The sequence below is a fragment of the Streptomyces sp. NPDC006296 genome (assembly GCF_040613235.1).
Lineage (GTDB): Bacteria > Actinomycetota > Actinomycetes > Streptomycetales > Streptomycetaceae > Streptomyces.
Genome location: NZ_JBEXRT010000074.1, coordinates 1 through 14,072, shown reverse-complemented (window position 1 = coordinate 14,072; position 14,072 = coordinate 1). Strand labels below are relative to the sequence as shown.

Genomic DNA, 14,072 nt, shown 5'->3' with positions numbered 1-14,072 from the left:
CGGCGAAGCCCCGTTCACTCCGCGCGGAGTGAACGGGGCTTCGCCGTACGGTGACCCGGTCCGTCAGACCTCGTACACCGCGCCGGGGGCGGCCAGCTCGACCGGGCCGTCGTAGACCTCGCGGGCGTCGGCGAGGTTGCGGTCGGCGTCCGTCCAGGGCGGGATGTGGGTGAGGACGAGGCGTCCCGCTCCGGCGCGGGCGGCGTACTCGCCCGCCTCACGGCCGTTGAGGTGGAGGTCCGGGATGTCCTCCTTGCCGTGGACGAACGACGCCTCGCAGAGGAACAGGTCGGAGCCGTCGGCGAGTTCGGCCAGTGCCTCGCAGGTGCCGGTGTCGCCGGAGTAGGTGAGGACGCGTCCGCCGTGCTCGATCCGGATGCCGTAGGTGTCGACGGGGTGGCGGAGCTTCTCCGTGCGGACCGAGAAGGGCCCGATGTCGAACGACCCGGACTTCAGCGTGCGGAAGTCGAAGACCTCGCTCATCGCCCGGTCGGACGGGGTGTCGGCGTGGGCCGTGGTGAGCCGCTGCTCGGTGCCCTCCGGGCCGTACACGGGGAGGGCGGCGGGGCGTCCGCCGTCGAAGCGGTAGTAGCGGACGACGAAGTACGCGCACATGTCGATGCAGTGGTCGGCGTGCAGGTGGCTGAGGAAGATGGCGTCGAGGTCGTAGAGACCCGCATGGCGCTGCAGCTCGCCCAGGGCGCCGTTGCCCATGTCGAGGAGCAGCCGGAAGCCGTCGGCCTCTACGAGGTAGCTCGAGCATGCCGAACCCGGTGACGGGAACGAGCCGGAGCAGCCGACGACGGTGAGCTTCATGGAGCGTGAACCTCCGAGACGTGGGAGCGGGGAGGGTTCGTGCGGTCCGTCGAGCGTAAAGCGCGAAACCACCGGTCGCGCCTCCACGGCCTGCCGTTGTGGGGGAACTCACCTGTGGTGTCACCGGTTCGATGGAAGACCGGGGTCCGTCCGGCGCGCCGGTACGGTCGGGGCATGAATACGTGGTGGTGGGCGGCACTGGCCGTCGTTGTCCTGCTGGCTCTCGTGGCGACGGTCTCCGACGCGCGGGGCCGGGGCGGGTGTGGTCCGCGGCGTCCGGGCGGGCGGACGCGTCCGCCGGGCCGTGCTCCGGAGCGGAAGAAGGGGCGGCCGCACGGTGCGCCGCGGCCCGGGGAGATCTGGTGGGCGGACGTGCCGTTCGAGGACGGGCCGGGGTCGAAGGACCGGCCGTGTCTGGTGCTGTCGGTGCGGGGCGGTACGGCGGTCGTCGCCAAGATCACCAGTAAGCACCACGAGGAGCGGCCGGGGGTGATCGCGCTGCCGTCGGGTTCGGTGGGCGACGCGCGGGGCCGGCAGAGCTACCTGGAGACGGACGAGCTGCGGGACGTGGCACTGTCGGGGTTCCGCCGGAAGGCGGGCGAGCTGGATCCGGGGGTGTGGGGGCGGGTGCGCGGTCTGGGGTGAACGCGCGGGAGGCGCGGGACGGGGTGTCCCGTCCCGCGCCTCCCGGGGTGTCCGGCCGCCGGTGCGCCGGGGCCGTCCGAGGGTCCGTCAGGCCCAGAGCTGGCCGTGCAGGGTCTCGATGGCGGCTTCCGTGGTGGGTGCGGTGTAGACGCCGGTGGAGAGGTACTTCCAGCCGCCGTCGGCGACGACGAAGACGATGTCCGCGGACTCGCCGGCCTTGACGGCCTTGCGTCCGACGCCGATGGCGGCGTGCAGCGCGGCGCCGGTGGAGACGCCCGCGAAGATGCCCTCCTGCTGGAGCAGCTCGCGGGTGCGGGTGACGGCGTCGGCGGAGCCGACGGAGAAGCGGGTGGTGAGGACGGAGGCGTCGTAGAGCTCGGGGACGAAGCCCTCGTCGAGGTTGCGCAGGCCGTAGACGAGGTCGTCGTAGCGGGGTTCGGCGGCGACGATGCTGACGTCGGGCTTGTTCTCCCGGAGGTAGCGGCCGACGCCCATCAGGGTGCCGGTGGTGCCGAGGCCGGCCACGAAGTGCGTGAGGGAGGGGAGGTCGGCGAGGATCTCCGGTCCGGTGGTGGCGTAGTGGGCGCCGGCGTTGTCGGGGTTGCCGTACTGGTAGAGCATCACCCAGTCGGGGTGCTCGGCCGAGAGCTCCTTGGCGACGCGGACGGCGGTGTTGGAGCCGCCCGCCGCCGGGGAGGAGATGATCTCGGCCCCCCACATGGTGAGCAGGTCGCGGCGTTCCTGCGAGGTGTTCTCCGGCATGACGCAGACGATGCGGTAGCCCTTGAGGCGGGCTGCCATGGCGAGCGAGATGCCGGTGTTGCCGCTGGTGGGTTCGAGGATGGTGCAGCCGGGTGTGAGCCGGCCGTCCTTCTCCGCCTGCTCGACCATGTGGAGTGCGGGGCGGTCCTTGATGGAGCCGGTGGGGTTGCGGTCCTCCAGCTTGGCCCAGATGCGGACGTCCTCGGACGGGGACAGCCGCGGGAGGCGGACGAGGGGGGTGTTGCCCACGGCCGCCAGCGGGGAGTCGTACCGCATCAGCGCATGCCGCCGGCGACGGCCGGGAGGATGGTGACGTTGTCGCCGTCGGTGAGCTCGGTGGAGATGCCGTCGAGGAAGCGGACGTCCTCGTCGTTGAGGTAGACGTTCACGAAGCGGCGCAGCTGGTCGCCGTCGACGATGCGCTCGCGGATGCCGGTGTGGCGGGTCTCCAGGTCGGTGAGGAGGTCGGCGAGGGTCTTCCCGTTGCCTTCGACGGCCTTGGCGCCGTCGGTGTAGGTGCGGAGGATGGTCGGGATGCGGACCTCGATGGCCATGGCGTGGGCTCCTGTCGGAAGCGGGGAGGTGGCGTGGGGCACGCGTCTGTGCACCCGCGCGGGGGTGGTGCGTACGTGGTGGCGCTCGGACCGCGGCTCAGGCCGGGCGGTTCACGGGCAGGCGGCAGCCCGACACATCGCGCTGGAGAGCCTGCACAGGTCGACGTGCAGCCGCGCGACGAGCAGCATGCCCGGCGTCTTGTCGCTCACGTCATGGGGAACCATGCGCTCATCGTATCGATTCCCGACCCGGTTCCCGGAGTGTGATCCCACATCGTGGATGGTGAGCGTTCGCCATGCGGACGGGCGGTGGGGCGGCGGGGTGCCTGGGCCGCCCCCGCGCGTCAGGCGGCGGTGGGGTAGGCCTCGACGACCTGGACCTCTTCCTCGGTGATCCCGCCGTCCACGATGCGGTAGGAGCGGAACTGGAAGGGACCGGCGTCGTCGGTGTCGGCGGTGGAGACCAGGACGTAGTGGGCGCCGGGTTCGTTGGCGTACGTGAGGTCGGTGCGGGAGGGGTAGGCCTCGGTCGCGGTGTGGGAGTGGTAGATGATCACCGGCTCCTCGTCGCGGTCGTCCATCTCGCGGTAGAGCTTCAGCAGGTCCGTGGAGTCGAACTCGTAGAACGTGGGTGACCGCGCGGCGTTGAGCATGGGCACGAAGCGTTCGGGACGGTCCGTCCCGGCCGGGCCGGCGACCACGCCGCACGCCTCGTCGGGGTGGTCCGCGCGGGCGTGCGCGACGATCCGGTCGTGGAGTTCCTGGGTGAGGGTCAGCATGCGCCCCAGGATAGGACCGGCCGCGGACAGGCGTCCGGGCCCCCGCGTACCGAGGAGTGGTACGCGGGGGCCCGGATGCCGGACAGCACCGTTGGGGCGGCGGTGTCCCGGGGCCGCCGTCGCGCGGGTCAGCGCTTGGCGAAGGCCTTGTTGTCGGGGTTGCGGGACCGGAGCACCAGGTAGGAGACGCCCAGGATGAGGCCCCACAGCGGTGCGCAGTACAGCGAGATCCTGGCGTCCTTGTCGATGGCCATCATGATGATGACGAGCCCGATGAACGCGAGGGCGAACCAGCTGGTGAAGGGTGCTCCGGGGGCCTTGAAGCTGGACTGCGGCAGTTCGCCGCGGTCGGCCTTGGCTCGGAAGCGGATCTGGCAGATCAGGATCATGATCCAGGCCCACATGCCGGAGATCGTCGCGAAGGAGACGACGTAGTTGAACGCGTCGCCCGGCCACTGGTAGTTGATCCAGACGCCGACGAGCATGAGCGCGGCGGAGAAGGTGGTGCCGATCAGCGGGAGGCCGTTCTTCGTCAGCCGGGTGAAGGCCTTGGGGCCCTGGCCGTTGACCGCGAGGTCGCGCAGCATGCGCCCGGTGGAGTACATGCCGGAGTTGCAGGAGGAGAGCGCGGCGGTGAGCACGACGAAGTTGACGATCGCGGCGCCGATGCCGAGGCCCATCTGCTCGAACGCGGCGACGAACGGCGAGACGCCCGGCTTGAAGGTGCTCCAGGGGACCACCGAGAGGATCATGATCAGCGCGCCGACGTAGAAGACGGCGATGCGCCACGGCACGGTGTTGATGGCCTTGGGCAGGACGGTCTTCGGGTCCTTGGACTCCCCCGCGGTGACGCCGACGAGCTCGACGGCGAGGAACGCGAACATCACGATCTGGAGGGTCATCAGCGTGCCGCCGATGCCCTGGGGGAAGAAACCGCCGTCGTTCCACAGGTTGGCGACGGTCGCGGTGTCACCGGCGTCGGAGAAGCCGACGGTGAGCACTCCGGCGCAGATGAGGATCATGCCGAGGATCGCGGTGACCTTGACCATCGAGAACCAGAATTCGAGTTCACCGAAGAGCTTCACCGAGATGAGGTTGGCGCCGTAGAGGATGACGGTGAACACCAGGGCCGACAGCCATTGCGGGATGTCCCACCAATAGGTCATGTAGGTGGCGGCGGCGGTGACTTCGGTGATTCCGGTGACGACCCAGAAGAGCCAGTACGTCCAGCCGGTCACGAATCCGAAGAAAGGGCCGAGGAATTCGCGTGCGTACTCCGAGAAGGAACCGGAGACCGGCCGGTACATGAGGAGTTCGCCCAGGGCGCGCATGATGAAGAAGATGACCAGGCCTGCGATGGCGTAGGCCAGGATGAGACTGGGACCCGCCCGGTCGATGGCTTTGCCCGCACCGAGGAAGAGCCCCGTGCCGATGGCGCCGCCGATGGCGATCATCTGGATCTGGCGGGCTCCCAGGCCACGCTGGTAGCCCTCGCCCGCCGGGGCGTCGACGGCCTCGGGGCCGTCCGCCTGTCCGTTGTCGACCTGCGCCGATGTCATGGTGGTGCGCCTTTCTCCACGCCGATCCGCGCCGCCGTCGGCGTCGGATCAGGTCCTGATCCCCCCGGATATGGATGGAGTGCCGCCGGCGTTCGGCCGGCCTGTAGCGCCCCCGGGGACAGGGGTGACGTCCCCGGGCGGTCGTGAAGATCTATCACGGCCGCCGGGCGTGATCGACGGACATTATGTGGCGCACGCCACAGGAAAAAGCGGACAAGCGTTTTCAGGCGCCGCAAAGAACGCCATTCCGGTGACTGGATCGTTATTCGGATTTGAGCATCCGTTGAGCGAACCCGCACCCCGGGGCGGCGCGGGCGCGGCCCTCCGGATCCCGGCGGGCCCCGGTCGGGTCTCAGCCGGGCATCAGCGTCTCGACGAGAGTCTCCTGGAGCGCGCCGAGCCAGAGGTAGGCCATGACCATCGGCTTGCGGGGGTCGTCGTCGGGGAGCCGGTAGAGCGACCCTTCCTGGCCCTCGTCCGCGTCGGACACCTCCAGGCGGGTGCCGATGGTGAGCCGGAGGTCGTTGAGGGAGCCCAGCCAGTGACGGCACTCCTCGGTGGTGAGGGAGAGCACCGTGCCGTCGTCCGGCACGGGCGCGAGCGCGTCGAGCGACCGCACCATCGCGAGGGCGTCGTCGCGCTTGCGGGTGCGCAGGTCCCTCTCGGTGAACCGGCGGAACTCGGCGGACGCCTCGCGCAGCTCCTTGTCCGCATCGCCGTAGGCCTCGGGGAAGAGCCGGGCCAGGGCCGGATCGGAGGGCGGTTCGCTCGGCCCCTCGGCGAAGAGCGCGGCGAGCGGGTCCTCGCCCTCGGCCGGCTCGTCGCCGGGGCCGATCAGTTCGAGCAGCTGGACGGCGAGGGAGCGCAGGATCGCGACCTCGACCTCGTCGAGCGCGACGGACGCGCCGCCGCCTGGGGTGGCCTCGAAGTGGCCGGCCATGAGTTCTCCGGTGGTGGGTCGGACGGAGGGCAGCGGTGGTGGGTCAGTTGCGGTCCTGGGTCAGCGTGGCCCAGAGCCCGTAGCCGTGCATGGCCTGGACGTCCCGTTCCATCTCCTCGCGGCTGCCGCTGGAGACGACCGCGCGGCCCTTCTGGTGGACGTCGAGCATCAGCTTGTGCGCCTTGTCCTTGGAGTAGCCGAAGTAGGCCTGGAAGACATACGTCACATAGCTCATGAGGTTCACCGGGTCGTTGTGCACCAGCGTCACCCACGGAACATCGGGCTCGGGGACGGCGAAGGCCTCCTCGGCCGGTTCGGGACGTTCGATCTCTACGGGGGAAGCAACGCTCACCTGTCCCATGCTGCCACCAGAGAGGGTCCCGCGCACAAACGACGCCCCCATCTCGTCACTTTGACGAATAGGGAGTAGCATCCCTGGCATGAACTCAGCGGACCTTGGGCGACGGGTCGGTGTGCCGTCGACCGCACTCTTCACCGACCAGTACGAGCTCACGATGGTGCAGGCCGCACTGAAGGCGGGCACGGCGGACCGGCGCTCCGTCTTCGAGGCCTTCACCCGCCGGCTGCCCGAGGGGCGGCGCTACGGCGTCGTCGCGGGCACCGGGCGGGTGCTCGACGCGGTGGAGAACTTCCACTTCGACGAGGAGATGCTCGCCTTCCTGCGCGACCAGCACATCGTGGACGCCGCCACCGTCGACTGGCTGGCCGACTACCGCTTCAGCGGTGACATCTGGGGCTACCCGGAGGGCGAGGTCTACTTCCCCGGCTCGCCGCTGCTGCGGGTCGAGGGCTCCTTCGCCGAGTGCGTGCTGCTGGAGACCGTGATCCTGTCGATCCTCAACCACGACTCGGCGATCGCCGCCGCGGCGTCCCGGATGTCGGCCGCCGCGGGGGGCCGCCGGCTCATCGAGATGGGCGCGCGGCGCACCCACGAGCTGTCGGCGGTGGCGTCGGCCCGCGCCGCGTACGTCGGCGGCTTCCACACCACCTCGGACCTCGCCGCGGGCTTCCGCTACAACATCCCGACGGTCGGGACGAGCGCGCACGCCTTCACCCTGCTGCACGACAGCGAGCGGGACGCGTTCCAGGCCCAGGTGGACTCGCTGGGCCGGGGGACCTCCCTGCTGGTGGACACCTACGACGTGACCGAGGCCGTCCGGACCGCGGTGGAGGTCGCGGGCCCGGAGCTCGGGGCCGTGCGGATCGACTCGGGCGACCTGCTGCTCGTCGCGCACCGGGTGCGGCAGCAGCTGGACGAGCTGGGCGCCACCGGGACGAGGATCGTGGTGACGTCCGACCTGGACGAGTACGCCATCGCCTCGCTGGCCGCCGCCCCCGTGGACGCCTACGGGGTGGGCACCCAGCTGGTCACCGGGAGCGGTCACCCGACGTGCTCCATGGTCTACAAGCTGGTGGCGCGCGCGGGGTCGGCCGATCCGGCCGACCCGCTGCTGCCGGTGGTCAAGAAGTCACTGGGCGCGAAGTCCTCGCGGGGCGGCCGCAAGTGGGCGGCACGCCGGCTGGACGCGCACGGGGTGGCCGAGGCCGAGGTGGTCGGCACCGGCGACGTCCCGGCGGACCTGGAGGACCGGCAGCTGCTGGTGGAGCTGGTCAGGGGCGGCGAGGTGGTCGCCCGGGAGCCGCTGGAGGCCGCCCGGGAGCGGCACATCGCGGCGCGCGCCGGACTGCCGATGTCGGCGATGCAGCTGTCGCGCGGGGAGCCGGTCCTGCCGACGGAGTACGCCTGAACCCCCGCGGGGTGCGCGCGTGAGGCCCGTCCGCCCGGGGTCCCCGGTCACCGGCCGGGCCGCCCGCCGCACCCCTCGGCACCGGTCCGGGACCCCCGGGCGTGCCGGAGGGAGCACAGCCGATGCGTGCACCCCCTCCCGTCGGGTGCGCCGATTCCCTAGGCTCGGTGGCACACCGGTCGCACCGGTCCACAGAACACGTCGAACCCCCACCGAAGGACGACCGCCATGCATCGCGCCTTGATCGTCGTTGACGTTCAGAACGACTTCTGCGAGGGCGGCAGCCTCGCGGTGGCGGGCGGTGCCGATGTCGCCGCCGCCATCACCGACCTGATCGGCGAGGCCCGGTCCGGCTACCGCCACGTCGTGGCCACCCGGGATCACCACATCGACCCCGGTGACCACTTCTCCCCGGCCCCCGACTTCGCGCACTCCTGGCCGCCGCACTGCGTGGCCGGCACGGAGGGCGTGGGCTTCCACCCCAATTTCTCCCCCGCGGTGGCCTCCGGTGCCATCGACAGCGTCTTCGACAAGGGGGCGTACACCGCCGCGTACAGCGGCTTCGAGGGCGTCGACGAGAACGGCACCGGGCTCGCCCAGTGGCTGCGCGACCGGTCCGTCACCGCTGTCGACGTCGTCGGCATCGCCACGGACCACTGCGTGCGGGCCACCGCCCTGGACGCCGCCCGCGAGGGGTTCGCCACGCACGTGCTGCTGGACCTGACGGCCGGGGTCGCCGAGGCGAGCACGGCCCGTGCCCTGGAGGAGATGCGCTCCGCCGGGGTGGAGCTGTCGGGCAAGCCGGTCGTCTGAGCCCGCGCGGCGGACCCGCGCGGGCTGGACCTCACGGGACGGCGCCGGGAGCCCGCGGAGCGGGACAGGGCCGACACCTCGGGGCCGCCGGTCCGCCCGGACGAGCCCGGGCCGCGGGACCGCGGTGCGCCGTGCCGCCGAGCCGCGGCGGCCCGTGTCCTGCCGCCGTGCCGCGCCGAGGCCGCTCCGTGCCGCAGGGCCGTGCCGCCGGACGGGTTCAGGCCGCCGGGCGGGCCGGGCCCGCGTACCCGGCGGAGCCCAGCAGCGCCCGTATCGGGTGCCAGAGCTCCTGGCCGGTCTGGGGCGCGGTGCGCCAGAGCAGCCCGTCCGGGTGGTGCAGGACCGCCGTGACCTCGTCCGGGGTGGGCGGCTGGGCGTTCCCCCGGAGGTAGACGGCGCGCATCCCGAGGTTGCGCAGCCGGGTCAGGGCGCGCGGCCGGTTCACGGCGTGCACCAGCACCCGCACCTGCTCCCCGGGGCCCGCTCCGCCCGCCGGGTCGTTCAGGGTCAGTGCCACCACCACGGTGCCGTTGGGCAACCTGCAGAAACCTCCGCCTGCCATGCTTCGCGCTCCCCCGTAAGACTTCGTGTCAATAAGAATCCGGTAGGACGCACCTAAACACGATCGGCCGCCGCCCGCTAGAGGGCGACGGCCGATCATGCTGTGACCTGCGGTTTTGTCGACTACTTGGCCGAGGGTCCGACCTTCACGGTCATCGTCGAGCCGCTGAGCGGCTCGTTGACGATGGTGATCCGGGTGTTCGTGTCAGAAACCTTGACACTTCCTGTCGGGTTTTCCTCGTACCAGTAGGTGCCCTTGCGGTCGTCGAAGACCGGGACGCCCAGCGACGGCTTGATCTTCACCGGGACGTCCGCGTTGTGCAGCGTGAAGCCCTTGTTCGGGTACCAGCTGAACGGCGCGTCGAAGGGCTGGATCTTGTTGCGCAGGAGCGAGCCGTCGGTCCACTTCAGCGGCTTGGCGTGGGAGTCCACCGGGAGGATCAGACCCTGCCCGGGGTGCACCGAGGTGTTGTTGTCCTTCTGCGAGGTGTCCCACAGCCACACCATCAGGCCGTTCTGGTACGCGTAGTGCTCGACCCAGTCCGGACGGGTGGCGGAGAAGCCGAAGTTGTACGGGCCGACCTCCAGGGTCTTGTCGTACGAGACGTACTGGCGGTTCTCGGCGATGTAGTACTGCGGGTAGTCGTTGGTGAACGACTCCCCGATGCGCGAGAAGCCCTTGGCGGTCCAGCCGTTGTCGTCGCCCTCGGCGTCGTCGGTGAAGACCGCGGCGCCGTCGGCGGTGACGGTGATGGCGTCGGCGGTGAAGCCCTTGCCGCCCGCGCCGCCGTCCGTCTGGTAGCGGAAGCGCAGGTCGATCTTCTTGCCCGCGTAGGCGTCCAGCGGGTACGAGAGCTTCTTGACCGTGCCGGAGACGTCGGTCAGGGCCGGCTTGTCGCTGGCGTCGCGCGGGATGGCCTTGCCGTCCGCGGTGCCGTCGAGCGCGGTCCAGCTGGTGCCGCCGTTGTCCGAGACCTCGGTGTAGAGGTAGTCGTAGTCGGCCTCGATGTCGTACCAGCCGGACAGGTCCAGCGAGGCGGACGTCTTCCCGGTGAGGTCGACCGAGCGGGTCAGGGTGTTCGACAGGTCGTCACCCATGTCGCTCCACCACTGCTTCGCGCCCTGGGCGGGCTTCGTCACGGTGGTGGTGACTTCCTTCTCGGGCAGCTCGACGACGAGCGCCTGCTTGTCCTTCGTGTTGTACTCCGAGACACCCAGCTTGTGGGTCGACTTCGTCGCGGCGCGGGCCGTGGCGTAGTCGAGCCAGCCGAGCTGGAGCTTGTCCCAGGCGGTCATGTCACCGGGGAGGTTGCCGATCTGGCCGTCGCCGGTGCCCAGCCAGGAGCCGGCCGACATCAGGGACCAGAAGCCGACGGAGTTCTCGCCGCCGCCTGAGGTGTCGTAGAGGTCCGGGAGGCCGAGGTCGTGGGCGTACTCGTGGGCGAAGACGCCCAGGCCGCCGTTCTCGGGCTGCGCGGTGTAGTCGCCGACCCAGATGCCCGTGTCGCCGATCTCGGCGCCACCGGCCTTGTTGCCCTCGGGGCCGGTCGCACCGGCGTTGGTGCCGTAGGCGTACCAGCGGTGCGCCCAGATGGCGTTCGTGCCCTCGGCGCCGCCGCCCGCGGACTCGTCCTCGCCGGCGTGGACCAGCTGGAAGTGGTCGATGTAGCCGTCGGGCTCGTTGAAGTCGCCGTCACCGTCGTGGTCGTAGCGGTCCCACTGGTCGTACTCCGCCAGGTCGGCCTTGATCTCGGCCTGGGTACGGCCCTTGGCCTTCTGGTCGGCGACCCAGGCGTTGACGCCGTCGCGGACCGCGTCCCAGACGTTGGCGCAGTTGGTCGAACCGCAGTAGTTCGAGCCGTAGCGGGCCTCGTTGTAGGGGACCTTGACCCAGTCGGAGACCTCGCCGTCGACGGAGTAGCGCCCGGAGGACGTCTTCTCGTAGTACGTCTTCAGCGATTCCTTGCCCTTGCCCTGACCGAAGTAGAGGTCCTGGAAGTGGGCCTGGTCGTAGTCGGCCTGCCAGGCGGTGCTGTTGTCCTTCGCCGGGTCGGGCTCGGCTATCTCGTTGTGCAGCGGGCCCGGCGTGCCGCCGTACTTCTTGACGGGCGGCTTGGGGCCGTCGCCGTCGGGGTCGAACATCGTGGTGTCGTCGACCTGGTCGCCGAACTCCACGAGGATGGTGAAGATCTTGTCGGTCTTCTCCCGGCCCAGCTCGACGTACTTGCTCTTGCCGAGCTTGACGACCTTGGAACCGCCCTTGGCGCTGACCTGCTTGTCACCGGACAGGACCTGCTCCAGCGCGGCCTGACGCCGGGCGTCCTGCTCCTTGCTGAAAGGGCCTTCCAGGTCGTGCTCGTGCGCCTTGGCCGGCGCGGGGTCGCGCCGGTCGACGGTGGTGGCACCGGATACCGGTGCCCTGTCGTCCGCCTGCGCCGTGGCGAAGGCGGAGCCCGTCGCTGCGGTGGCTGCGAAGCACACGGCGACGGCGGTTGCGCGGAGCGCCCGTCTCTGAGTTGTCACTTGAAGCAGTCCTCCCCGGCGTTCGCGTCCGCGGCCAGGGGGTGATGGCGGGCCGCGCGCGTTGAACGCGTCACAAGTGACGACATTCGATCGGAGTTATGAGAGAAAAGACAGATCTTGACTTGCACATACCAAGTGCACTATGCGGGTGCCCTCTTCCGTTATCCGGACGTGCGTCCGGTTCGGGACTGACGGGGCATCCGTTCGGCCGGGTGGCCGACCGGCGCGCCGGGAGACGGCATCGCGGAGAGCGTGACTCCGTGCGCCCCCCGTGCACCGGTACCGGACGTAAGGGCACGCTTACTGCTGGTTCCGCACGGGCATCCACCGTCGTAGAGTCGGTCGGCCGTACGAACGGGCCGGGCGACGCCCCATCCGACGCCCCGAGGACGGATTCCGCCATGCCGCGTCCGACTGCTGCACAGTTCTCCTACGGTTCGGCCACCGTCGTCGTCTCCGCCCTCGCCCTGCTGCTGCTGTTCCGCACGGAGTCGGGCCTCGGGGTCGCCGCCGTCGGCACCGCGGCGATGGTGCTCGGCCTGCTGGTGGCCCTGTCCCTGCCGGCCCGCACACGGCCGGAGCGGAAGCCGGCGGTACCGCCCACCACCGCCCGTACGCACCGCACGATCGAGGACATCGAGATCGCGGCCGCTCAGCGGCGCCGCGTCGGTGAGCACTCGCTGCGCCGCTGAACGCCCGCCGCTCACCCGGCGCTGACGACGACGGTCTTGCCCGCCTTGTCCTGCAGACCCTGCCGGTAGGGCTTGTCCGTGAACATCAGCACGATGTTGATGAGCCACCACAGGCACGGGCAGCACAGCAGCGCCGGGACCCAGAGCACGACCGCACGCATCAGCGAGGAGCTGGTGTCGGGGACCGAGCCGTCGTTGAGCATCGCGACGCGCATCTTGAGCAGCCGCTTGCCCGGCGTCCGGCCGTCCTTGTGGGTGAAGTACGTGTCGTAGCCGACGTACAGCACCAGGGCGATCAGCGACCACACGAGCTGGTGCCCGGAGTAGGCGTTGCCCACGGCGTTGCCGAAGTCCTCGTTGCCGTTGTCCGTCACGTCGACCGCGCCGCCGAAGGGCAGCGAGATCAGGTACAGCGGGATCGAGATGATGAGGAAGTCGATCAGCCGCGCGAGGATCCGCCTGCCCGGTTCGGCGAGCGGCGGCATCCCGGCCAGCGGATCGGCACCGCCGTAGGGACCTCCGCCGCCGTACGAGTCGTTCGGCGGCGGCGGCGGGGGCGGCGCGCTGTCGTAGGGCGAACCGCTCGACGGGGGCGGAGACCCCTGGGGCGGCCGCTTCGCGAAGGGGTCGTCGTCGGGCGGCGGGGGCGGCGGTTCGTTGCTCATGGGGGCAGTGCACCCCGGCCCGCGAAGGCCCGCAACGGCTGAGGTCCCTTCGGGGGACGGGGCGTCAGCCCATGGGCGTACGGACCGTCAGCCGCCCGCCACGAAGGTGCGGGCGGCCTTGTCGTGCCAGCACTGGCGCCACGGCCGGTCGACCAGGCACCAGAGGACGTTGACCACGCCGACGGCCAGCAGCCCCAGCACCCCGTACACCAGCCAGCGGCGCAGCGCGGCTCCCAGACCCGGTGCGTCGTGGGACTCGATGTCCCGCACCTCGATCCCGCACAGCTTCTTGCCCAGCGTGCGGCCCCACTTGGCGGTGGGCACGGCCTCCAGGAGGAAGCCGAGGACGAGGAAGGCCGCCAGCACCCCGCCGGCCAGCCAGGCCGTGGTGGAGTCCAGGAGCCAGACGGTGACCGTCTCACCGGACATCTTCGCCGCGTCGATCTTCCGGTCGATGTGGTCCAGGGCCCGGGTGGCGAGCGGGACGCCGGCCGCGCCGACGGCCGCGCCGAGCACGACCGTGTCGAGGAGCCGGGCCACCAGCCGCCGGCCGAGCGCCGCGGGCCGGACGGCGGCCTGGGACCTGGCGAGCTGCTGGAAGGGGTCGTCCACCGGGGGCTTCCAGGGCACCACGGGCTGCTGCTGCTCGGGCCCGGGTCCCTGGTGCTGCGCGGGCACCGGGCTCTGCTGCTGCGGCAGGGGCGGCCCGGGGAGCGGCGCCGGCGCGGGCCGGGCGAGCTGGTGGACCTGCTGCGGCCAGGACGGGGCCGCGCCGCCGGGGCCCGGGGGCTGCGGTGCGTTCAGCCCCTGCGGCGGGACCGGCGACGGGGCGGGCGCGGCGGGCAGCGCGGGGGCGGCGGACCGTGCGGGAGCCGGCAGCGCGGGTGCGGCGGGCGCCACCACGCGCACAACGACCACGTCGACGCGGCCCCGGCCCTCGCCGACGCGACCGGTGCGCCGATCCTGCTGCACCCGGACGACCTGCCGCTCTGGA

Annotated in this window: 16 protein-coding genes; 4 read left to right on the top strand and 12 right to left on the bottom strand. The window is 71.1% G+C overall.

From position 1 onward, the window contains the following. Positions 1–63: 63 nt before the first annotated feature. Positions 64–816, bottom strand: coding sequence for an MBL fold metallo-hydrolase (locus ABZ172_RS29695; protein ID WP_356888399.1), 753 nt, complete (start codon positions 814–816; stop codon positions 64–66). Positions 817–990: 174 nt separating this feature from the next. Here ABZ172_RS29695 and ABZ172_RS29690 point away from each other — a divergent pair, with 174 nt between their 5' ends. Next, positions 991–1,461: a type II toxin-antitoxin system PemK/MazF family toxin gene (locus ABZ172_RS29690; protein WP_356888397.1), complete on the top strand. Its 471-nt coding sequence runs from the start codon at positions 991–993 to the stop codon at positions 1,459–1,461. A gap of 87 nt (positions 1,462–1,548) precedes the next feature. Here the strand turns inward: ABZ172_RS29690 and ABZ172_RS29685 are convergent, their stop codons facing one another. The 7 genes from ABZ172_RS29685 to clpS form a co-directional block, all read right to left on the bottom strand. Continuing rightward, entirely contained in the window at positions 1,549–2,499 is a 951-nt protein-coding gene (locus ABZ172_RS29685; protein WP_356888395.1) for a cysteine synthase, read from the bottom strand. Continuing rightward, on the bottom strand, positions 2,499–2,777 hold the full coding sequence (locus ABZ172_RS29680) for a MoaD/ThiS family protein (protein ID WP_356888393.1): 279 nt from the start codon (positions 2,775–2,777) through the stop codon (positions 2,499–2,501). The genes ABZ172_RS29685 and ABZ172_RS29680 overlap by 1 nt, the downstream gene beginning before the upstream one ends. 111 nt (positions 2,778–2,888) lie before the next feature. Then, a complete protein-coding gene (locus tag ABZ172_RS29675; RefSeq protein WP_356888391.1) occupies positions 2,889–3,002 on the bottom strand; it encodes a putative leader peptide in 114 nt (37 codons plus the stop codon). Positions 3,003–3,121: 119 nt separating this feature from the next. Continuing rightward, positions 3,122–3,556: a M67 family metallopeptidase gene (locus tag ABZ172_RS29670; protein ID WP_356888389.1), complete on the bottom strand. Its 435-nt coding sequence runs from the start codon at positions 3,554–3,556 to the stop codon at positions 3,122–3,124. 128 nt (positions 3,557–3,684) lie between these two features. Then, on the bottom strand, positions 3,685–5,115 hold the full coding sequence (locus ABZ172_RS29665; protein WP_356888387.1) for an amino acid permease: 1,431 nt from the start codon (positions 5,113–5,115) through the stop codon (positions 3,685–3,687). A 352-nt stretch (positions 5,116–5,467) separates the two neighbouring features. Further along, positions 5,468–6,055 carry a DUF2017 domain-containing protein gene (locus ABZ172_RS29660; RefSeq protein WP_356888385.1) on the bottom strand — a complete coding sequence of 196 codons (588 nt, stop codon included), beginning with the start codon at positions 6,053–6,055 and terminating at the stop codon, positions 5,468–5,470. Positions 6,056–6,098: 43 nt separating this feature from the next. Continuing rightward, positions 6,099–6,416: an ATP-dependent Clp protease adapter ClpS gene (gene clpS, locus ABZ172_RS29655; RefSeq protein WP_356888383.1), complete on the bottom strand. Its 318-nt coding sequence runs from the start codon at positions 6,414–6,416 to the stop codon at positions 6,099–6,101. Between the two features lie 79 nt (positions 6,417–6,495). On the opposite strand from clpS, the gene ABZ172_RS29650 reads away from it, so the two are divergent. After that, positions 6,496–7,824: a nicotinate phosphoribosyltransferase gene (locus ABZ172_RS29650; protein WP_356888381.1), complete on the top strand. Its 1,329-nt coding sequence runs from the start codon at positions 6,496–6,498 to the stop codon at positions 7,822–7,824. 228 nt (positions 7,825–8,052) lie between these two features. Continuing rightward, positions 8,053–8,637: an isochorismatase family protein gene (locus ABZ172_RS29645; RefSeq protein WP_356888379.1), complete on the top strand. Its 585-nt coding sequence runs from the start codon at positions 8,053–8,055 to the stop codon at positions 8,635–8,637. A gap of 217 nt (positions 8,638–8,854) precedes the next feature. Here the strand turns inward: ABZ172_RS29645 and ABZ172_RS29640 are convergent, their stop codons facing one another. Together ABZ172_RS29640 and ABZ172_RS29635 are read right to left on the bottom strand one after the other, a co-directional pair. Continuing rightward, a complete protein-coding gene (locus tag ABZ172_RS29640) occupies positions 8,855–9,199 on the bottom strand; it encodes a hypothetical protein (protein WP_356888377.1) in 345 nt (114 codons plus the stop codon). Positions 9,200–9,321: 122 nt separating this feature from the next. After that, entirely contained in the window at positions 9,322–11,721 is a 2,400-nt protein-coding gene (locus tag ABZ172_RS29635; RefSeq protein ID WP_356888375.1) for an immune inhibitor A domain-containing protein, read from the bottom strand. Between the two features lie 401 nt (positions 11,722–12,122). Between ABZ172_RS29635 and ABZ172_RS29630 the strand changes: the two genes are divergently transcribed. After that, on the top strand, positions 12,123–12,413 hold the full coding sequence (locus tag ABZ172_RS29630; protein ID WP_356888373.1) for a hypothetical protein: 291 nt from the start codon (positions 12,123–12,125) through the stop codon (positions 12,411–12,413). Between the two features lie 11 nt (positions 12,414–12,424). Here ABZ172_RS29630 and ABZ172_RS29625 read toward each other — a convergent pair whose 3' ends face one another. After that, positions 12,425–13,078 carry an RDD family protein gene (locus ABZ172_RS29625; protein WP_356888371.1) on the bottom strand — a complete coding sequence of 218 codons (654 nt, stop codon included), beginning with the start codon at positions 13,076–13,078 and terminating at the stop codon, positions 12,425–12,427. Positions 13,079–13,165: 87 nt separating this feature from the next. Further along, positions 13,166–14,072: RDD family protein (locus tag ABZ172_RS29620; RefSeq protein ID WP_356888369.1), on the bottom strand; the 907-nt coding region annotated here is incomplete at its 5' end.